We start from the raw sequence: 19,948 nt of genomic DNA on the forward strand, positions 1-19,948 counted from the left end.
ATAAGAAACTGTATGCTTGCAGACCTGAGGACAAAATTTTCAAAAAAAGAAACATACTTTCACTGAATTGCTGCAATATCTGAGTTAGATAAAGATAAGTGCAGCAATATAGCGTATATTTTATCAGAGTAAGGTGGTGAGTTTAAAGTTAGAGAGCAAATTTTTACCGTTTTGTTGGTACTTTATTTACTTGACCTACTCATATTTAAAGAATAATAAATCATTGTAGCCATTGAAAAATTCACATTTCACCCTTAAATAACAGTCACTCACTGGCGTAACGCATCAGGAACTATTTTGACATTAACATTAAACGAATATATCACGGCTTTTACTCAAGAAAAGCATCAAACTTCTTTGAGCCAATTTGGTCGAGGTATAGAACGTGAAGCACTTCGGGTGCTACCACAAGGCGGGTTGTCTGAACGCCCGCACAGTGAACGATTAGGCTCGGCGTTAACCCACCCTAATATTACCACCGACTACTCAGAAACCTTGATGGAATTTATCACCCCGGTCAGTTATAAACCTGAAACGGTTATTGCCCAACTCGAAGATGTGCAAAAGTTTACCTTAAGCCAACTTGATGGCGAGCTATTATGGCCAATGAGTATGCCGTGCTTTGTTGATGATGACGATAAAATACCCTTAGCTCAGTTTGGTAAATCTAACATAGGTAGAATGAAAACTGTTTATCGCCAAGGCTTAAAAAATCGCTATGGCAGCATGATGCAGGTTATCTCTGGCATACACTTTAACTTTTCCTTTCCAAAAAGTTTTTTTCAATCGCTGCAGACCATCGAAAAAAATACTGATGACATTGATGATTATACTTCTGATAAATATTTTGCACTGTTAAGAAACTACAAACGTTTTTGCTGGCTGATTCCATATTTATATGGCAGTTCACCCGCTATTTGTGGCTCTTTTTTAAAAAATAAACCGACTGATTTACCGTTTAAAAAAACCGAAAAAGGTTATTTGTACCTTGAGTATGCCACGTCGTTACGTATGAGCGATTTAGGTTATACCAACAGTGAACAGTCATCGTTGCAAATTTGCTATAACAACTTGTCAGGCTACTTAGACGGGGTGAAAAGCGCGATTAACTTACCCTCGAAAAAATTTGAGAAAATTGGTATTAAAGTGGATGGTAAGTACCAACAGCTCAATAGCAATGTTTTGCAAATAGAAAACGAATTATACGCGCCAGTGCGACCAAAGTGTGTTGCTAAAGCCGGCGAAAAGCCATCAGAAGCTTTAAACAATAGGGGCGTTGAATATATTGAAGTTAGAGCACTTGATGTTAACCCTTTTTCTGCCACTGGCATTACGGTTGAACAAGTACGATTTTTAGACATTTTTCTGACTTTTTGTATGCTGGAAACGAGTCCAATACTTGACTGCAAAGCACAGGCAACCAGTGAAGAAAATATGGATGCTGTGGTAGTAAGAGGTCGTGACCCAAGCTTATTATTACGAGATATTACAACAAGTAGTACAGAAGACAACCTAGCAAACAGCGCAGCAGAAAAGTCTGTACAGCAATGGGGTGGCGAAATTTTCGCTAAAATGGCCGGTATCGCTACGTTATTAGATCAAGCTAATGACAGTAAGTTATACAGCCAAGTACTGGCGGCGGAAGCGGCTAAAATTAACGACGCGAGTTTAACGCCGTCAGCACAAATTTTAGCGGCAGTGGTGGATGAAAATCAATCATTAACGAAAATGGCACTTACTAAGGCTGTTGATTATCGCCAACAGCTTTTAGCTAATGATTACCAAGAGTTTAACGAAGAATATTTTATTGAAACTGTCACCGATTCATTGCAAAAAAACGCCGAGATTGAAGCAAATGATAAAGTAGATTTTGATACGTTTTTACAGGATTACTTTTCCTGAGTAGTACTTAGCTTTTAATATCACGGTAATCGCCGGTCATTCGATTGTCATTATCCGTGGCGGTTATGATCGTCGTAACCGTTACCTAAATTGTTAGTAAAATTTTCAGTAAAAAAAAGCGCGTTAAGGTAACGCGCTGTAAATAATAAGAAAGCAATCCAGGAAGGTTTTACTTTCATGTATTATGACTGGTTATTTCTTTTGCAGTTCATTTTTTATACGATTTATTTGTTCTTTCCTCCTCTTTTTTCTTCATTTCTTAATGAACACTCAGCAGGAACTTGCTTCCATGACATGACATTAACGTTTGTTTTGTTTGTTTTATAATCAGCATGATTCACCAACAAGTCCATCAAAGTTAACTTAATAGTTAACATAAGTTTAGGGTAAAAAAATTCCCCTAGTAATGTAGATTCAAACAATGAATCTGCTGTGAAATAAATAAAGTCACTAGCTAGTACGTGCTTATTCACGAAACGAACATGACTAAAAGGTAATAAGTGCCTAAACGTAGATAAATTTTATATAGTATGTAGCGTCTATTTGAATATGATGTGATTATTGTGTTTTTATTTTATGCATCAGAATAGATTTTCCAAGCGGGTGCTAGAAAAAAGTGCCATATATGGCGACTTTAATCTGAAAATTCGACAATATTCTGGCATGATATTATCACTCAAAACTAAGTAACTGCATTCATGGCCTTTTTTAAAACACTTATTATTTCTGCGTTAGCTTGCTTAACGTTATCAAGTTGCGCGACTAGCCCACCAAAAAATCCAGAAAATTTATGCGAAATATTCCGTGAACATAGAGATTGGTACTTTATTGCAAAAGAAGTGCGCGAACGTTGGGGTGTACCTATTCATGTGCCGATGAGTATGATGTATCAAGAAAGCTCATTTAAAGCGGGTGCATTGCCTCCTAGGGACTACCTGCTAGGGTTCATTCCTTGGGGTAGAGTTAGCAGCGCTTATGGCTATTCACAAGCAAAAACTATGACTTGGGCAGACTACGTGAGAGAAACTGACAATTCGGGTGCTGATCGTGATGACTTTGAAGATGCTATCGATTTTATGGGGTGGTTTATTTTTAAAACTCAAAAAATTAATAAGGTCTCTAAATGGGATGGCTACAACCAGTATTTAAATTACCATGAAGGTTGGGGCGGCTTTAAACATAAAAGTTATAAGAAAAAACCTTGGTTAAGTAAGGTAGCCCGAAAAGTCGATCGTCGTGGTAAGAGTTATTCAAGTCAGCTTAAAAGCTGTGAAGAAGAACTTAATCATGGTTGGTTATGGCGTTTATTTTTTGGTGATTAATTCATTTACTACGACAGAGGTTAACAAGTTTTTAGCCTCTCGTTATTTTTGTCGCTTTATTACTAGCAATATTACTAGCCGCTACTAAAGCAATGGCAAGCTTTTATCCCACTTCAGATTGCCGATGCCTTACACTGTTAGTCTATTATGCTTGGCTCCTACGACTTATCCTTACCACGGGTTTTTATTCAATAGCGCGAGATTAATAGTAGAAAAATGACAATATAGTCAAGCTTGTAGGTGATTTATTTGGTTGAGCATACCGCTGTGTTGGGGGGTTAACCAACACAAGTGGGCCATACTTAATGAAATGGCTATTAGCTCCACTACTCTAAAAGCTGTGCTGTTGTTAAAGCTTAATCAAATGCCTGCTGACTGAATTAGTCCCATCTCGCTTTATAATTAGACTGTGCTATTACATAACTTTACTGCACCCTTTTATTCGTTAGTTCCATAGCATAGTTCTTGCCAAAGTTGATAAAAATAGTATTATTTTTTAACAACTCAATGTGAATAAGGGCTAGAAAATAAACGCAGTGATTTTTAAAAAAAAATTCATTTTATTTCAAAAAACCGATTGCAAAATTCAAAGGCTATTTGTTAGAGGGCTGGCATTTGTTATCCACAGAAATTGTGGAAAAATCGTCTTCAGATCTAGAGCTGTGTATAACCTTGTTAGTAAGTCTCGTTGGCGAACGTTCTATCCACAAAAAGCCTTAAAAATGAGCTGGGAATGCTTTGGGAACAATGTCATTTACTGATCGGCATTATAAGATAAAATGAATAACTGAGTAGGGTAGCTCGCTATTAAAGCTTAGTTATTGAAGAGGTCATAAGAAAAAGGCACCGTTGACTTACGTTCAACGATGCCTTTGCGCGAAAAGGTAGTTTAGCCTTTAAATCGCTAAGATTTCATACCATCATAAAAATCAGGTAAAATTCTAACTGTTTTGATCATATTGTCTTTTACTGCAATTATTTCCAACGGGTAGCCTGCTATTCTAACGCTTAAGTTTGCTTCTGGAATATCTTCAAGGTATTCCAAAATTAAGCCATTGATAGTTTTTGGGCCATCAGTGGGAAAATTCCACGCCATTTCTTTATTCACGTCACGTACAGTGGCACTGCCATCGACTAAATAGCTACCGTCGGGTTGAATATTAACTTCATCACTGGTGGTTGGCGTCATCGTTGTAGTGAAATCACCGACAATTTCTTCAAGAATATCTTCTAAGGTGACTAAACCTTGAATATCACCATATTCATCAACCACTAAGCCTATGCGCTCTTTTGCATGTTGAAATTTTAACAGTTGTACATTGAGAGGAGTACCTTCAGGAATAAAATAAATTTCTCGCACAGCACGTAACAAGGTTGCTTTGGTGAATTGTTCTTTTGAGACTAATCGCAAGGCATCACGCATGTGAACATAACCTACTACATCGTCAATATTGTCACGATATAATAATACTCGGGTATGGTTTGACTGAGTAAGTTGTTTTTGGATGCGTTTCCACTCGTTATTGATATCGATGCCAACCAGTTCATTACGCGGGATCATAATATCTTCAACGGTGACATTTTCTAAATCGAGAATACCCACCAGCATGTCTTGATCTTGAGATTTCAATAAGGCACCTGATTCATTTACCACGGTGCGTAATTCTTCAGAGCTTAAACTGTGTTGTTCACGTTGTTCTGAACTAATCCCTAATATGGCTAATATGCCATTGGTGATCCAATTGACCGCAATAACGAAAGGGTAGAGTAGCTTTAAAAGCAAAACGAGGATCAATGAACTCGGAAACGCAACTTTTTCTGGATACAATGCGGCTAAGGTTTTTGGCGTTATTTCAGCAAAAATCAAAATAACCAACGTCAGCAACAAACCGGAATAAAACACGCCTGCGTCGCCGTACAATCGTTGCGCTATGATGCCGGTAATTAGGGTGGCAAAAATATTGACTAAGTTATTGCCAATCAGGATCAGGCCAATTAATTTATCTGGTTTTGCCAGTAATTTACTGACCCTTTTTGCGCCACTATGATTTTGTTTTTCTAAGTGTTTTAACCGATACCGGTTAATTGACATCATGCCTGTTTCAGAACCAGAGAAATAGGCTGATATGAATATGAGAATGCCGAGTACGACAAACAGCATATCGGTAGAGATGTTATCCAAAAGGGATCCTATTGATGCGTTATTTATAAGCAGTATTACAAGACCAAGGTGGAAAAGTAATACAAAGTTAACTTATACCCTAAAAATTATAATAAGAGAAATTCTTTCACAAATCGGCTACCAAAATAAGCTAAAGTCAGTATGAAGGTGGCAATTACGGTTAATACTAGTACCCGTTGGCCACGCCAACCTTGTTTAAAATGCCCCCATAACGTTAAGAAATAAATACTGCAGGCGATCAGCGATAAAATAGTTTTATGCGCATTTACTTTTGAGATCATGCCGTCAAGAAACACAAAGCCTAATACTTGGCTGAGCAATAGGCAGATGCTACCCAAGAGTAAAATAATATATAACTGGCGTTCAACTTGCATTAAAGGCGGTAAGTGATGCACAGCTTGTATATTTTTACTTTTTAATTTTTTATTGATATAGGCAACTTGGAAGGCATACAAAGTGGCGATAACTAAAATACAATAGGCAATAAGGGCTAAAGTAATGTGGCTTAACATGGCAAGCTTATCGCTAACAATTGCCATATTACCTACAGGTGAAATGAAAATCATACTGAGTTGCCAAAGGCCAGCAAAACCATAAATCACGGGTAATAATAAATTTACCTTAAAGCGTAAAGCGACCGTAGAAATAACTAAGGTAATAATTAAACTGACCAGCGAAACCACATTAGGTAGTGAGAAATTAAGGTGGTTATGGGTAAATAAAAATTGTGAGCTACTTAATACATGAAAAACAATTGCCAAACAGGCAAAAATCAAGGTAATGATTAAGTTCGGTCCTTTCGGATGAAATAAACGCGATAAAATTGATACCGTCGCCACGCTGTAGCATACAAACGCAGTAAATGAACTGATACTTGAAAATTCCACAAAGAGCTCCAAAAAAATTAAAAATTGTCCACAAGGTAAATAATACGGCTAGTTAATATTTACTATAGCGATTCTAGCAGAACCACTAGCAGACTCCATACTATTGTTTATTTTATATCAAGAGTTTACGCAAAGGTTTAATGGCTAAGAATGTTAATATGCCAAGACAAGTTAAGCCAAACCAAAAAGGTATTAATTGGTGACTGTGTTGCATTTGCTGACTAATATCAATGTTAAAATAGACTAGCCCCCAGTCCAATAATAAACCAAAACTAATGGCAGAAATGCTAATGCCTAAAAGGTACTTTATCAATACACTACTACCCATTTCATTTTTGATCACGCCTAAGGTTGAAATGTTAGTGGCCGGCCCTGCCATCATAAAGACTAATGCAGTACCTGGAGAAATGCCTGCCATAATAAAGCCAGCGGCAATAGGTGTTGAGGCAGTAGCACATATATACATAGGAATCGACAGTGCAATCATCACCCACATAGCGCCTAAGCCACTGCCATAGCTTAATAAAAATGATGTAGGTACAAATGTTCTTACTGCAGTGGCAAACAATAAGCCTAATAATAGCCAGCGCACTAAGTCATCAATTAATTGTGTTGCGCTATAGCGAATGCCGGCTAATGTTTTCGCTATTACTGAATGGCTAAGTGCTGAATGGCTAAGCTTTGTTGACTTGTTTTCACAGCACGAACTGGATGGCTCGGCAGCTTTGGCTTTAGTTGCGGCTGTTGTTTTTGCACAACAAGTTGTTAATTCACCATGCGTGTTGTGACTTTTTACTCGGGTAAAGCTATCTTTGGATGTTGCAACTATCATACCGGTAAAAATTGCCGATAATATTGCCGTTACTGGGCGATAAATGGCGAGAACAGGCCCTAACAAAGCATAGGAAACCGACACCGAATCTACGCCAGTTTCAGGTGTTGCGACTAAAAAAGCTGCAGTGGCAGGAGCTGAAGCGCCTGAGCGTCGTAGCTCAGTCGCCACAGGGATCACACCACATGAACATAAGGGCAATGGAGCACCAATAAATGCCGCTTTAATAATAGCTTTATTCCCATGACCTAAATGCTGGCTTAAAATTTTAGTGGGTACCCAAGCTTTCATTAGGCCGGCAATAAGTAAACCGAGCAATAGCCACGGGCTAGCTTCGACGCTGAGCTGTAATAAATTGTCAAAAAATAAAATAAAGGTATTCACACTTGGTCCAAAAGTGAGGTAATTAACAAGAGTTTATCATAAATTTTTTCACTGTTATTGATCTATAACTAGGCTTTTTTGTCTACATATCGTGAGATTAAATCTCATCATTAGCTTAAAAACATAACTTCTACTTTCGCTAATTAATTGTACGGGTATAATAGAGGTAATTTTTTGCGCAAAGTTAATATTTGAGTCATTTATGTTTGAAAATCTTTCCGATCGTTTAACGAAAACACTAAAAAATATCAGTGGCCGTGGTCGCTTAACTGAAGACAATATAAAAGAAACTTTACGTGAAGTACGGATGGCCTTATTAGAGGCTGATGTCGCTTTACCGGTTATTCGTGATTTTATTGCCAAAGTAAAAGAAAGTGCTGTTGGGCAAGATGTTTCTAAAAGCTTAACGCCAGGTCAGGTTTTTGTAAAAATTGTTCGCACTGAACTTGAAATGGCCATGGGTGAAGTTAATGAAGCCCTTAACCTAAAAACAGCGCCACCAGCTGTTGTGTTAATGGCCGGCTTACAAGGTGCAGGTAAAACTACCTCTGTTGCTAAGTTAGCTAAATTTTTAACTGAGCGTGAAAAGAAAAAAGTGCTTGTGGTGAGTGCTGATGTTTATCGCCCCGCAGCGATTAAACAACTGGAAATGTTAGCCACTGAAATTAACGTTGGCTTTTTCCCGAGTGACATTAACCAAAAGCCTATTGATATTGCCAACGGAGCGATTGACCACGCGAAGAAAAACTTTTTTGATGTCGTTATTGTGGATACCGCCGGACGTTTGCACATCGACGGCGAAATGATGGCTGAGATCCAACAGTTACACGCCGCCATTAACCCCATTGAAACCTTGTTCACGGTTGATGCCATGACAGGTCAAGATGCGGCTAATACCGCTAAAGCCTTTAATGATGCTTTACCATTAACCGGTATTATCTTAACCAAAACTGACGGTGATGCTCGTGGTGGTGCGGCGTTATCTATTCGCCATATTACTGGTAAACCCATCAAGTTTATGGGGGTTGGCGAAAAAATTGAAGCCTTAGAGCCTTTTCATCCAGACAGAATTGCTTCTCGTATACTGGGTATGGGTGATGTACTTTCTTTAATTGAAGAGGTCGAGCAAAAGGTTGATCAGAAACAAGCCGAAAAATTAGCCAAAAAAGTAAAAAGTGGTAAAGGTTTTGATTTAGAAGACTTTCGTGACCAACTTGTGCAAATGAAAAGCATGGGCGGCATGATGGGCATGATGGATAAATTACCCGGTATGGGCAATATGTCGGAACAAGTTAAAGGCCAAATGGATGACAAAGTGACCATTCGCATGGAAGCTATGATTAACTCGATGACCAAAGCCGAACGACAACGCCCTGACGTTATTAAAGGTTCACGCAAGCGTCGTATTGCTGCCGGTTCGGGTACGCAAATACAAGACGTTAATAAATTGCTCAAACAATTTACTCAAATGCAAAAAATGATGAAAAAAATGTCGGGTAAAGGTGGCATGCAAAAAATGATGCGCTCAATGAAAGGCATGATGCCTCCAGGTGGTGGCATGGGCGGCGGTATGCCGGGTCGTTAACCTATTAAGCTAAATCATATTTTGAAACCAAAAAAGGTAGCATGTGGCTACCTTTTTTAGTTTCTACACTTTTCTATTCTAGAATTACATGACAGGAGTTTGTTATAAATCTCTGCTCTCATCTATGATTTTTCTTTACTCAATGTGGGTCATAGCGGCTAAATCAAGCGCTTTTATTGTTAAATCTTAAGTACTCTTTAACTGCATTTATATTTTTTCTATTAAGTATTCTATTACCGAGGGCAGTCAGCATTGAGCCTAACACCACAAAGCTGGCTCCAATATAAGCGAGCGCATTTAACTGTTGTGCTTGGAATGCGGTTGGCCAAATTTGCTCAGCGATAGTGGCAAACATCACGGTAAGTAAGGGTGTTATCGCCAAGGTTGCACTCACTTTGGCGGTTGACAGATATTCTAATGACTTGGCAAAAGTGCCATAGGCAATGAGAGTGTTAGCGCAGCAAAAAAATAACAAAAGTAATGCGGTATCATCTAAAGACTTTATTTTTTCCGGGCTTGCCAAGGGTAAAAAAAACAGGGCACTTAATAAGTAAATACACCACATTATTTGGTTTGAGCTGTAATAACGTAACATTTGTTTTTGCATGATCGCATAGGCCGCCCAAGTTATTGCCGCCCCAAACATAATGATAAAGCCAAGTAAAAAATCATGTCTATCAATACCACTGCTATTAATAAATTGTTGATTAAAAAACAATAACAAACCTGAGATAAGCACCAAAGAGCCGACCATTTGACCACGGCTAAAGTGTTCCTTCATTACAACAACACTGCCCAGTAACATGAAAAAGGGCGCCATTTGAATGAGCATTTGTGCAGTTTCTACTGGTATATAGTGCAATGAAACCAGATACAGTATGTAGTTAAAACTCAACAGAATAGCAGCAAGCAATAGTCGTTTCATGACGCTAGTTTGTTGCAGTGCTGAGCTAGGTATTTTTCTGGTTGCTGATAAAAATAGGGTCACAAAAAATGCAGCGAACACGAAGCGATACCAAGTAATAGTATAAGCGTCCATTAATACTAAAACAGATTTTAGCGCTAATGGCAGTAATCCCCACATAATAGCCGTGGTCATCGCTAGCATTAATCCTTTTATACGGGTGTTTGCGAGCTGAGTCATAGTTTTCGCCGGCTAGAAAGAGTGAATTAAAGCGCGGGTATATGGCGCTTGGTTTTGCAGACGTGGATTATATCGTTATATTAGTAACACAGGTAACTAATTTACGAAATAATTCATCCAAGGCTAGCTTTAGGTTGCTTTGTCAACAGAAAAGCGTAATATACGCGAGCTTTTCTGTTGCTTAGTCGACGGAAATGTCTGGGAAATTCGTTTTAACACTTAAATTATATAGAGGACGATATGGTTACCATTCGTTTAGCTCGTGCCGGCGCAAAGAAGCGTCCATTCTATCAGGTTGTTGTTGCAGATAGCCGTAACTCTCGCGATGGTCGTTTCATCGAGAAAGTTGGTTTTTTCAACCCTACAGCGCAAGGTCAAGCGGAAAAATTACGTTTAGACTTAGACCGTGTCAACCATTGGGTTGGTCAAGGTGCAACTGTATCTGATCGTGTGGCCAAATTAATTAAAGATGCTAACAAAGCAGCTTAATTTAATTGGTAGGTTTTAGGAGTTTGTTGTGGAAGTTATTGGTAAAGATGTCACTTTAGGTAAAGTAGGCGCAGTCTACGGTATCAAGGGTTGGTTGAAAATTCATTCATTCACAGATGACCAAGAAGCCATTCTAGACTATTTTCCTTGGTCTTTAAAATTAGGGAATAAGATTCAATCAGTAGAGATTACCGATTGGCGCAAACATAACAATGGTCTTGTGGTTAAAGTGGCAGGTATTGATGATCGCGATGTAGCCCAAAAGCTCGTCGGTTCAGAGATATTTGTCAGCGAAGAGGCGCTATCAGACTTACCTGAAGGTGAGTTTTATTGGCGTGATCTAATCGGCATGGCCGTAGTTACTGACAAAGGTTACGACCTGGGTCGGGTTTCCGACATAATGGAAACGGGCGCTAACGACGTACTGGTTGTTAAAGCTAATCTGAAAGATGGCTTTGGTAAAAAAGAAAGGTTAATACCTTACTTAATGGACCAAGTTATACTTTCGATAAGCGCTGAAGATAAACAAATTTGTGTTGACTGGGACCCAGGTTTCTAACTTGAGTAAGAGTGTATTAACAAACATGCTTAGTGATAAGAAAATGTGGATTGGGGTGATAAGCCTTTTTCCCGAAATGTTTGACGCAATTACTGAGTATGGGGTGACAGGCCGAGCGATACGTAATGGTCTAATTGAGTTTCATAAGTGGAACCCAAGAGATTTTACTCATGATAAACATCGCACTGTGGACGACCGACCTTACGGTGGCGGCCCAGGGATGCTTATGATGGTTAAACCATTACGTGATGCTATACAAGCTGCAAGAAAAGCTGCAGATGAAGATAGCAGCCTTGATCTTATTAAAGAAAAGGGTAGAGCGAAGGTTATTTATTTGTCGCCGCAAGGACGGAAATTGGACCAAGCTGGTGTACGTGAATTAGCACAACATGACCGACTGATATTTATAGCAGGACGTTATGAAGGTATAGACGAGCGACTAATAGAGTCTGAAATTGACGAAGAATGGTCGGTCGGGGATTATGTCTTAAGTGGCGGGGAATTACCTGCTATGAACATAATCGATGCCGTAGCACGCTTTGTGCCTGGAGTATTAGGACATCAACAATCAGCTGAGCAGGATTCATTTTCTGACGGCTTATTGGATTGTCCACATTACACTCGGCCAGAGGTTATGGACGTTTCGGTAAACGAAGCAAAGTCTGTTCCTAAAGTGCTATTAAGTGGTAATCACGAACATATAAGGCAATGGCGCCAATATCAGTCGTTAGAAAGAACTTGGACTAGAAGACCGGAACTTTTAACTAACCTAGCTCTGACAGCAGAGCAGCAAAAAATGTTAATTGCCATTAAGGCTAATAATAAAAATGCTGCTGATGACTGTGAAACCTAGGAAGAAGGTATTATGAGTAATATTATTAAGCAGCTCGAAGCCGAGCAAATGAGAACAGATGCACCAGACTACCGCCCAGGCGATACAGTTGTGGTACAAGTAAAAGTTACAGAAGGTGAAAAATCACGTCTTCAAGCATTTGAAGGTGTTGTAATCGCTATTAAAAACCGCGGCATCAATTCTGCATTCACTGTTCGTAAAACTTCGAACGGTGTTGGTGTAGAGCGTGTATTCCAGACACATAGCCCAATCGTTGACTCAATTGTAGTCAAGCGTCGCGGCGATGTACGTCAAGCTAAGCTATACTTCTTACGCGAGCTATCTGGTCGTAAAGCACGTATTAAAGAGAAATTGGGAAAAAGATAATTCCCCTTTAATACGCGTATTGTTAGTTAGTTTGAGAAAAGCCTGTTTGGGAAACCAAATAGGCTTTTTTGTGTGTTTTTTACTTATCGAGAAGCTGTAACGTTAGAAAAACTACAATAAAAGCAGGGAATATCCTTACCGTAGCAGTGCCTGAGCCAGCGACTGTAGGTTTATTTTCGTTGTTATTGTGTTTCTGTGCTTAGGCAAGTACAGAAAATAGTCAACACTGGTTTTATTTTAACGCCTCAATATTTGCTAGAGTTTATTCTATCCTCTTGATTTAAATATTTTATTTATTTTTAAAACGCTATTATGCCGTATTTCAAACATTCCTATTAGACTTATTCCATCTCAAACTTATATAAATAATTCATGAATATTCGACTTAAGTGGTGTGTCCCATCACGAAAAGTTAAGCTATTATGTTGGTAAGTTAAAAAATTGATCGATAGTTGAATGAGGTTTTGCTTCGACGTCTCAACAAGCCATTAAATAACAAGATTTCAAGGATTAAGCATGCAAAAACTAAAAAGCCATTTTCCCGTATTAGCACAAGCAAAAGCCCACACCTATATTGATGCAGCGAAATATGACGCAATGTACAAGCAGTCAATTGAACAACCTGATGTTTTCTGGGCTGAGCAAGCTGAACAGTTCCTTGATTGGTATAAGCCTTGGGACAGTGTTTCAGATGTAGACCTTAAGTCTGCTAATATCAAATGGTTTTCTGGTGGTAAATTAAATGTTAGTTACAACTGTATTGATCGTCATTTAGTCAGCAAAGCTGATGATATCGCTATTATTTGGGAAGGTGATGACCCTAGCGAAGATAAAAAAATAACCTATCAAGAGCTGCATGATCATGTCTGTCGTTTTGCTAACTTACTCAAAGCACGTGGCGTGAAAAAAGGTGACCGTGTCTGTATTTATATGCCAATGATTCCAGAAATTGGCTATGCCATGTTAGCTTGTGCCCGCATAGGCGCAGTGCATTCAGTGGTATTCGGTGGTTTCTCTACTGAAGCTATTCGTTCACGTATCGCTGACGCTGACTGTAAAGTCGTTGTTACCTCGGATGAAAGTCTTCGAGGTGGTCGCGTTATTCCATTGAAAGTAAATGTTGATGCAGCCGTTGCTGAATGTCCAAATGTTCACTCAGTTATTGTTGTGCAACGCACAGGTGGCGATGTGGCATGGAATGATAAAATTGATGTGAACTACCAACAAGAAGTCGCTAAGCTTCCTGCCGTTTGTGAGCCGGAAGTGATGGACGCTGAAGATCCACTCTTTATTTTATATACCTCTGGTTCAACAGGCACACCTAAAGGTGTATTACATACTTGTGGTGGCTATTTACTTTACGCCGCTATGACCCATAAATATGTTTTTGATTACAAAGACGGTGAAGTTTATTGGTGTACGGCAGATGCAGGCTGGATTACTGGCCATTCTTATATTTTTTACGGCCCGTTAGCCAATGGTGCAACCACACTGGTTTTTGAAGGTGTGCCGACTTATCCTGACGCTAGTCGTTTTTGGCAGGTGTGCGATAAGCACCAAGTCAATGTTTTTTATACCGCGCCAACTGCTATTCGCGCCTTGATGAGTGTTGGTGATAGCTTTGTTGAAAAAGCGGATTTATCATCGTTGCGTCTTTTAGGTACGGTAGGTGAACCGATTAACCCAGAAGCATGGCATTGGTATTATGAGGTTGTGGGTAAAAGTAATTGTCCTATTGTTGATACATGGTGGCAAACAGAAACGGGTGGCATTTTAATTACCTCTTTGCCAGGAGCTGTTGATATGAAACCAGGGGCAGCAGGTAAACCATTTTTTGGTGTTAAACCAGCACTCTTTGACAAAGACGGAAATACGCTTGAAGGCGCAAACCAAGGCTTATTAATGATGACAGGCAGTTGGCCTGGTCAATTACGCAGTGTTTATGGTGATCATGATCGCTTCTATCAAACCTACTTTAGCCAATATCCAGGTAATTATTTTACCGGTGATGGTGCTAAGCGTGATGAAGACGGTTTTTATTGGATAACCGGTCGTGTTGATGATGTGCTGAATGTTTCTGGTCACCGACTAGGTACAGCTGAAATTGAGAGTGCTTTGGTATTGCACCCCGCCGTTGCTGAAGCGGCTGTTGTTGGTTATCCGCACGAAATTAAAGGCCAAGGTGTGTATGCTTATGTCACCTTAATGAGTAATGCGACAGAGTCAGATGAGTTATTACGTGAGTTAACTGAGTTTGTAGCGAAAGAATTAGGCCGTTTTGCTAAACCTGACTACATTCAATATGCTCCAGGACTACCTAAAACCCGTTCAGGTAAAATTATGCGTCGTATTTTACGCAAAATTGCTGAGAATGACGTAGATACCTTAGGTGATACCTCAACTTTAGCTGATCCCGCAGTTGTCGAGAACTTAGTTAAGAATCGTATTGTGCATAAATAAAATTGTTTATATAAACAATTAAGAAAAAAGCGCCATTTGGCGCTTTTTTTATGTCATATATTTGATAATAGGGCTGTACGTGAGTAAATTATAGTGTAATATAAATGATACAAAACAAGTAAACTTTATTTTACAGTAAGAAGGGCGTAAGAAATGTACAATCTGCAGTATCGATATTATTACCTCCCATACTTTAACTAGTTGCTCTTCTCGTCCATGACTATTGATAGAAATAGTGGCTAGCCAAAATACTTTACTTAACATTCACATTTATTGTTCTATATTTAGGAAAGAATCATGTCAAACAATACCTTAACGGCGTCAGACGCAAACCAAATACCTAAAAGCAGGTTGAACGATATTCACGTAAATGCCGAAGATGTCTTAATTACCCCTAATGCTTTACGAGAAGAGTTACCGCTGCCAGAAGCAGGCCGTGTTTTTGTTAAAAATGCTCGCGAAATCATTGCTAATATTATTCACAAAAAAGATCATCGCTTGTTAGTCATTGCCGGCCCCTGTTCTGTACATGATCTTGAAGGTGCCAAAGCTTATGCAAGACAACTAAAAAAATTACACGATAAATATCAAGATAGTTTATATATTGTTATGCGAGTTTACTTTGAAAAGCCGCGCACTACGGTTGGCTGGAAAGGTCTGATTAATGATCCGCATATGGATGGTTCATTTGATGTGGAAACTGGCCTTCGCAAGGCCCGTGCATTATTGATTTATTTAACCGAGTTAGGTTTGCCGTTGGCGACTGAAGCGCTAGATCCAATCAGCCCACAATATTTAGCTGAGCTATTTAGTTGGTCGGCTATTGGTGCACGCACCACAGAGTCACAAACCCACCGTGAAATGGCCAGTGGCTTGTCGATGCCGATTGGCTTTAAAAATGGTACCAGTGGTGGTCTTGGTGTTGCTATTAATGCTTTGCAGTCAGCCGCCTCTTCACATCGTTTTATGGGTATCAATCGCTTAGGGCAAGTGGCACTGATTAAAACTTCTGGTAATCCTGACGGTCATGTCATTTTGCGTGGCGGAAAAAAGCCGAACTACGATGCGGTTAATGTCGCTTTATGTGAAGAAGAACTGGCCAAACAAAATTTAGAGCCGGGTATCGTTGTCGATTGTTCGCACGGTAATTCTAATAAAGACTACCGTCGTCAACCGTTAGTGGCTGATAATGTTTTCGATCAAATTTGTGCTGGCAATAAGACTATTATTGGCATTATGTTAGAGAGTAATATAAATGCGGGTAATCAAAGTTCAGAGTTACCCATTGACCAGCTGAAATATGGCGTTTCTGTGACAGATGCTTGTATCGATTTTGAAACTACAGAGCAGCTTATTTCAGCGGCGAGTGCTAAACTTGAAGTGGTTTTAAAACAACGGATTAATTCAACCGTTAGTGAATAGGAATAAGCAGCTACAATGAACAACGAACTTACATTTGAGCAAAGTTTAGGTGTGTTACGCGATGAAATTGACGATATTGACGGTCAATTAGTGGCATTGTTGGCAAAGCGTCGCCTTGTTACCACCAAAGTGGGTTCATTAAAAAGCGCAGCGGGTATGCCAATTTTTGCCCCTGAGCGTGAAGCGAGCTTATTAAAGGTACGTCGCCAGCAAGCAATAGATGCCGGTTTGTCGCCAGAATTAATTGAAGATATTCTGCGACGCTTGATGCAAGACTCTTATGTTAGCCAAGATGCTAGTGGCTATCGTTGTGTCAATCCTGATTGCAAAAAAGTCATTGTCATTGGTGGTAAGGGGCAATTGGGGCGTATTTTTGTTGATTTATTTACTCGTTCTGGCTATCAAGTACAGGTTTTAGAGCAAGCTGACTGGCCAAATAGTGCTGATATTTTAGCCGAGGCGAGTTTGGTCATTGTTGCTGTGCCGATTCGATTAACCACTTTAGTTATCCAAAAATTAGGCACCTTGCCTGAAAACTGTATTTTGGCAGACGTTACCAGTATTAAAGAAGCGCCATTATATGAAATGATGAAAGTACATGCTGGCCCTGTGGTTGGATTACATCCGATGTTTGGGCCTGATGTCACCGGTTTAGTTAAGCAAACTATTATTGCTTGCGAAGGTCGCTTTCCACAACAGTATCATTGGCTACTAGAGCAATTTAATGTTTGGGGGGCAAAAATCCATCCGGTTGAAGCACACACACATGATCAAGCCATGTCTATGGTGCAAGTCATGCGACATTTCTCAACCATAGCTTATGGTTACCACTTAATGACTGAAGGCGCTGATATAGCGCAATTGGTGGAGATGAGTTCACCTATTTATCGTTTGGAGTTAATTATGGTCGGGCGTTTGTTTGCTCAAAACCCTGAACTTTATACTGATATTATTTTCGCCAATCAAGACAACATTGCTATGATGAAGCGTTTTGCCTATCGATTTTTATCATTACTTGAAGATGTGCAATCAAATGATAAAGCCGCTTTTACTGAGACATTTTCACAGGTTGCTGATTACTTTGGTGATTATGCTGATATTTTTATGCAGGAAAGTAAAGTGATGTTGGCAAAAGCAGACCAGCTAAAAAAATACTAAACAAGGAATGAGATGAGAAAATTTGCGGTGACGCTATCAAGTATTATGCTTGTTGTTGTTTCTGGCTGCGCCAATAGTCAGGGAGAAAAAGCGCCGATGACTATTGGTGAAATTAGCCAACAGCAACTGATGGCTAATCATAAATTTTTCCAGCAAAATTATCAGGCATCTCAACTGTCTGCGCTTGAAATTACTGAAATTAACCGTTGGCCAAAGGATTTATACATAGAAGTTTACTTTGGCTCTTGGTGCCATGACAGTGTGCGTGAAGTGCCTAAATTTTTAAAAATAGTGGCTCAAAGGCCAACGCTTTCAAATCGCTTAATTGCCCTCGATTATGCAAAGTCAGAGCCAAGCGGCTCAGCTAAAAACCACGATATAAAATATACCCCCACTTTTATTGTTTATCAAAACGATAAAGAAATTGGTCGTATTATTGAACGTCCAAAAGTGTCATTAACCGCTGATATCTCAGCGATGTTATAGCTTAGTTTGCAATGCAAGTATGAGCATGTAGAGATAAAATCGCCGATGAATTATATTCTCTGCGATTTTTTTGATCATGGCTTACTTTTTTGATAATAGCTGAATTAGTAATAGCTTAATGGATAAGTAGACTTGATAGCTTGTCGTCTGATGATATTCTGTTACTCATTAAAGCAACAAATACCGTTATGATTAAGCGACTATAAAGTACCGCTGTGCTGGCTTAACGGATGGTGAGTTAACATATGGCAACAGGCATGAACTCGTTACATGGTAATGAAAGTAAGCACTTGAAATTTTAAGGATCTTTTTACGAATCTGTTGTTTTTTACATTATTTTACATTATTTTACATTGTTATATATTGCCTAGAGTAACAGCTTCAAGCTAAGAATAGGCGGATGCTGGCAGATGACTTAAGCGCTTATCAAGCTAAAATTTAATGGCGATTCCGACCGCAATTGAACTCTCTATCCAGAGCGAATCGCTAAAGTTTGCGCTGCAAATATCCTGCTGGCAAAACATGGCGTCATCCTCATCAATTAAGGTGGCATAGGCACGTAACTCGGTTACTAATGCCATTTGCGGAGAGACTTCATAGCGAGTACCCAAGGCGACACTGGCAGAAGGATACACTTCTTCACTACCTTGTTCGGCATCAAAATAAGCACCACCTAGCCCTAGACTCAAAGTCGTTACATAGTTTTGCTGACGGTACAAAGCGATACCATTAAAATGTGCATAAGTGATATCTAGCTCATTATTAGCTTGATTTTCGCCAATAAAATCATGACTAACGCGGTTCAACAGTATCTGACCTTGGCCATTAACATTTTCTTGCCACGCTATACCAACAGCCATGTTATTGCCAGAGTCAATATTGATATGGCTATTGTCACTAGTAACCAAGTCAGGACTGTATATTTTACCGAACATAACGCTGAGCTCTAATGGCTGTGCTATAGCGGCATGTGATAACAAAAAAGTGCAAAGCATTGCTAGCGGTGTTAATCGGTTATTTACTTTCATGATAAGGTGTCCTGTGATTTTTTTATAAACTCAGCCAAATGTAGTGGTTAATTTTGGCCAGTTTTGACCAATTTTGACTGAGTTTTAAGACCGCTAAAAACTAAAGTTAGCCAAATAAGTCAGTTAGTTTTTTCTTGGCTTTTTCTTGTAATTTCTCTTTAGCACTGTCTGTTAACTTTTTCTTTTGTGTGGCTTTTGCTTGTTGCCAAATTTGAGATAGTGCTTGTTTAACAATCTCGGCACCGAGTTGGCTTGCAGGCAAACCCGTTTCACCACCAACATTACTTAATGTGATATCAGGTAACGTGGCATTATGTACTTTATTACCAAAAGCACTTAAATCAAGCGTTAGCGCCGTGCCAGCAAGGATAATTTTACTGACTTTTATTTTAGGCTCTTCAGCCGCGTTAGTTTCAACAGCACTTGTCCCAGTTTCAGGGGTATTACGCTTGATAGCATCGAGAATATCTTTAATATTAGAGCCACCGGTTTGGGTGAACTGGACAAATGCTTGCGGTGATTTTATGATGATAGCATCAATAATAATAGGTGATGAGGCGAAGCTTTCTAAATTAATATCAAGCGTTACTTCCTCTAAAGCGAAGGCGTTTGGTTGACTATAAGTTTTAGGGTTGGCTAAATTAATACCTAAAATACTACCTGCGCCACTAGCGATCTTAATGTCAACGGTTTTTACTGTAACCGTTTGTTCAGTGACTTTGCTGCCCACCGTTTCAATTTGACCTTTAATGTAGCCATTAAGTGAGTTTCCTGCTAAAAACCAAAGAGCACCACCACTAAGTAATAATAAAACAATAATAATTGAGGCAATAATTTTCACGAGTTCAATCCTTAAAATGTAAAAATGAAGCATCGAGCGTACTCGCTA

Annotated in this window: 18 protein-coding genes; 11 read left to right on the plus strand and 7 right to left on the minus strand. The window is 39.2% G+C overall.

Going from position 1 to position 19,948, the window contains the following annotated elements; genetic code table 11:
- Positions 1–297 precede the first annotated feature (297 nt).
- Positions 298–1,902 carry a glutamate--cysteine ligase gene (gene gshA / locus H4J59_RS12595; RefSeq protein WP_182239879.1) on the plus strand — a complete coding sequence of 535 codons (1,605 nt, stop codon included), beginning with the start codon at positions 298–300 and terminating at the stop codon, positions 1,900–1,902.
- 224 nt (positions 1,903–2,126) lie between these two features.
- Here the strand turns inward: gshA and H4J59_RS12600 are convergent, their stop codons facing one another.
- Positions 2,127–2,375: a hypothetical protein gene (locus H4J59_RS12600; protein ID WP_182239881.1), complete on the minus strand. Its 249-nt coding sequence runs from the start codon at positions 2,373–2,375 to the stop codon at positions 2,127–2,129.
- A gap of 225 nt (positions 2,376–2,600) precedes the next feature.
- Between H4J59_RS12600 and H4J59_RS12605 the strand changes: the two genes are divergently transcribed.
- The gene (locus H4J59_RS12605; protein ID WP_182239883.1) at positions 2,601–3,224 is read left to right on the plus strand and encodes a hypothetical protein; all 624 of its coding nucleotides are present in this window, start codon (positions 2,601–2,603) and stop codon (positions 3,222–3,224) included.
- 904 nt (positions 3,225–4,128) lie between these two features.
- On the opposite strand, the gene H4J59_RS12610 is transcribed toward H4J59_RS12605, so the two are convergent.
- From H4J59_RS12610 to H4J59_RS12620, 3 genes are all read right to left on the minus strand, one after another.
- Entirely contained in the window at positions 4,129–5,406 is a 1,278-nt protein-coding gene (locus tag H4J59_RS12610; protein WP_182239885.1) for an HlyC/CorC family transporter, read from the minus strand.
- 86 nt (positions 5,407–5,492) lie between these two features.
- Entirely contained in the window at positions 5,493–6,293 is an 801-nt protein-coding gene (locus tag H4J59_RS12615; RefSeq protein WP_182239887.1) for a cytochrome c biogenesis protein CcsA, read from the minus strand.
- Positions 6,294–6,405: 112 nt separating this feature from the next.
- Positions 6,406–7,509 carry an SO_0444 family Cu/Zn efflux transporter gene (locus H4J59_RS12620; protein ID WP_310733188.1) on the minus strand — a complete coding sequence of 368 codons (1,104 nt, stop codon included), beginning with the start codon at positions 7,507–7,509 and terminating at the stop codon, positions 6,406–6,408.
- A 202-nt stretch (positions 7,510–7,711) separates the two neighbouring features.
- Here H4J59_RS12620 and ffh point away from each other — a divergent pair, with 202 nt between their 5' ends.
- Positions 7,712–9,094 (plus strand): signal recognition particle protein, encoded by a 1,383-nt coding sequence (ffh, locus tag H4J59_RS12625; RefSeq protein WP_182239889.1) that lies wholly within the window; start codon positions 7,712–7,714, stop codon positions 9,092–9,094.
- 163 nt (positions 9,095–9,257) lie between these two features.
- Here the strand turns inward: ffh and H4J59_RS12630 are convergent, their stop codons facing one another.
- Complete coding sequence (locus tag H4J59_RS12630; protein ID WP_182239891.1) at positions 9,258–10,238, minus strand: DMT family transporter; 981 nt, start codon at positions 10,236–10,238, stop codon at positions 9,258–9,260.
- Between the two features lie 240 nt (positions 10,239–10,478).
- On the opposite strand from H4J59_RS12630, the gene rpsP reads away from it, so the two are divergent.
- From rpsP to H4J59_RS12670, 8 genes are all read left to right on the plus strand, one after another.
- Positions 10,479–10,727 (plus strand): 30S ribosomal protein S16, encoded by a 249-nt coding sequence (gene rpsP / locus H4J59_RS12635; protein ID WP_146879194.1) that lies wholly within the window; start codon positions 10,479–10,481, stop codon positions 10,725–10,727.
- Positions 10,728–10,755: 28 nt separating this feature from the next.
- Entirely contained in the window at positions 10,756–11,286 is a 531-nt protein-coding gene (gene rimM / locus H4J59_RS12640; protein ID WP_404851647.1) for a ribosome maturation factor RimM, read from the plus strand.
- Between the two features lie 43 nt (positions 11,287–11,329).
- A complete protein-coding gene (gene trmD / locus H4J59_RS12645) occupies positions 11,330–12,139 on the plus strand; it encodes a tRNA (guanosine(37)-N1)-methyltransferase TrmD (RefSeq protein WP_182239975.1) in 810 nt (269 codons plus the stop codon).
- A 12-nt stretch (positions 12,140–12,151) separates the two neighbouring features.
- A complete protein-coding gene (rplS, locus tag H4J59_RS12650) occupies positions 12,152–12,505 on the plus strand; it encodes a 50S ribosomal protein L19 (RefSeq protein WP_182190079.1) in 354 nt (117 codons plus the stop codon).
- 516 nt (positions 12,506–13,021) lie between these two features.
- Complete coding sequence (acs, locus tag H4J59_RS12655) at positions 13,022–14,965, plus strand: acetate--CoA ligase (RefSeq protein WP_182239893.1); 1,944 nt, start codon at positions 13,022–13,024, stop codon at positions 14,963–14,965.
- Between the two features lie 297 nt (positions 14,966–15,262).
- Complete coding sequence (locus tag H4J59_RS12660) at positions 15,263–16,387, plus strand: 3-deoxy-7-phosphoheptulonate synthase (protein WP_220469815.1); 1,125 nt, start codon at positions 15,263–15,265, stop codon at positions 16,385–16,387.
- A gap of 15 nt (positions 16,388–16,402) precedes the next feature.
- Positions 16,403–17,545 carry a bifunctional chorismate mutase/prephenate dehydrogenase gene (gene tyrA, locus H4J59_RS12665; protein ID WP_182239895.1) on the plus strand — a complete coding sequence of 381 codons (1,143 nt, stop codon included), beginning with the start codon at positions 16,403–16,405 and terminating at the stop codon, positions 17,543–17,545.
- A gap of 12 nt (positions 17,546–17,557) precedes the next feature.
- Positions 17,558–18,031 carry a thioredoxin family protein gene (locus tag H4J59_RS12670; RefSeq protein WP_182239897.1) on the plus strand — a complete coding sequence of 158 codons (474 nt, stop codon included), beginning with the start codon at positions 17,558–17,560 and terminating at the stop codon, positions 18,029–18,031.
- Positions 18,032–18,462: 431 nt separating this feature from the next.
- On the opposite strand, the gene H4J59_RS12675 is transcribed toward H4J59_RS12670, so the two are convergent.
- Both H4J59_RS12675 and H4J59_RS12680 read right to left on the minus strand, forming a co-directional pair.
- Positions 18,463–19,059, minus strand: coding sequence for a hypothetical protein (locus H4J59_RS12675; RefSeq protein WP_182239899.1), 597 nt, complete (start codon positions 19,057–19,059; stop codon positions 18,463–18,465).
- Between the two features lie 106 nt (positions 19,060–19,165).
- Positions 19,166–19,900, minus strand: a complete 735-nt coding sequence (locus tag H4J59_RS12680) for a hypothetical protein (protein WP_182239901.1) — start codon at positions 19,898–19,900, stop codon at positions 19,166–19,168.
- Positions 19,901–19,948: the final 48 nt, after the last annotated feature.

This window comes from Colwellia sp. MB02u-10, from assembly GCF_014077185.1.
GTDB lineage: Bacteria > Pseudomonadota > Gammaproteobacteria > Enterobacterales > Alteromonadaceae > Cognaticolwellia.

Bases quoted from the DNA above. Each gene is read 5' to 3' on its own strand.
- H4J59_RS12605 (WP_182239883.1), top strand. From the start codon at position 2,601: ATGGCCTTTTTTAAAACACTTATTATTTCTGCGTTAGCTTGCTTAACG.
- ffh (WP_182239889.1), top strand. From the start codon at position 7,712: ATGTTTGAAAATCTTTCCGATCGTTTAACGAAAACACTAAAAAATATC.
- H4J59_RS12630 (WP_182239891.1), bottom strand. From the start codon at position 10,238: ATGACTCAGCTCGCAAACACCCGTATAAAAGGATTAATGCTAGCGATG.
- rpsP (WP_146879194.1), top strand. From the start codon at position 10,479: ATGGTTACCATTCGTTTAGCTCGTGCCGGCGCAAAGAAGCGTCCATTC.
- trmD (WP_182239975.1), top strand. From the start codon at position 11,330: ATGTGGATTGGGGTGATAAGCCTTTTTCCCGAAATGTTTGACGCAATT.
- rplS (WP_182190079.1), top strand. From the start codon at position 12,152: ATGAGTAATATTATTAAGCAGCTCGAAGCCGAGCAAATGAGAACAGAT.
- acs (WP_182239893.1), top strand. From the start codon at position 13,022: ATGCAAAAACTAAAAAGCCATTTTCCCGTATTAGCACAAGCAAAAGCC.
- H4J59_RS12660 (WP_220469815.1), top strand. From the start codon at position 15,263: ATGTCAAACAATACCTTAACGGCGTCAGACGCAAACCAAATACCTAAA.
- tyrA (WP_182239895.1), top strand. From the start codon at position 16,403: ATGAACAACGAACTTACATTTGAGCAAAGTTTAGGTGTGTTACGCGAT.
- H4J59_RS12670 (WP_182239897.1), top strand. From the start codon at position 17,558: ATGAGAAAATTTGCGGTGACGCTATCAAGTATTATGCTTGTTGTTGTT.
- H4J59_RS12675 (WP_182239899.1), bottom strand. From the start codon at position 19,059: ATGAAAGTAAATAACCGATTAACACCGCTAGCAATGCTTTGCACTTTT.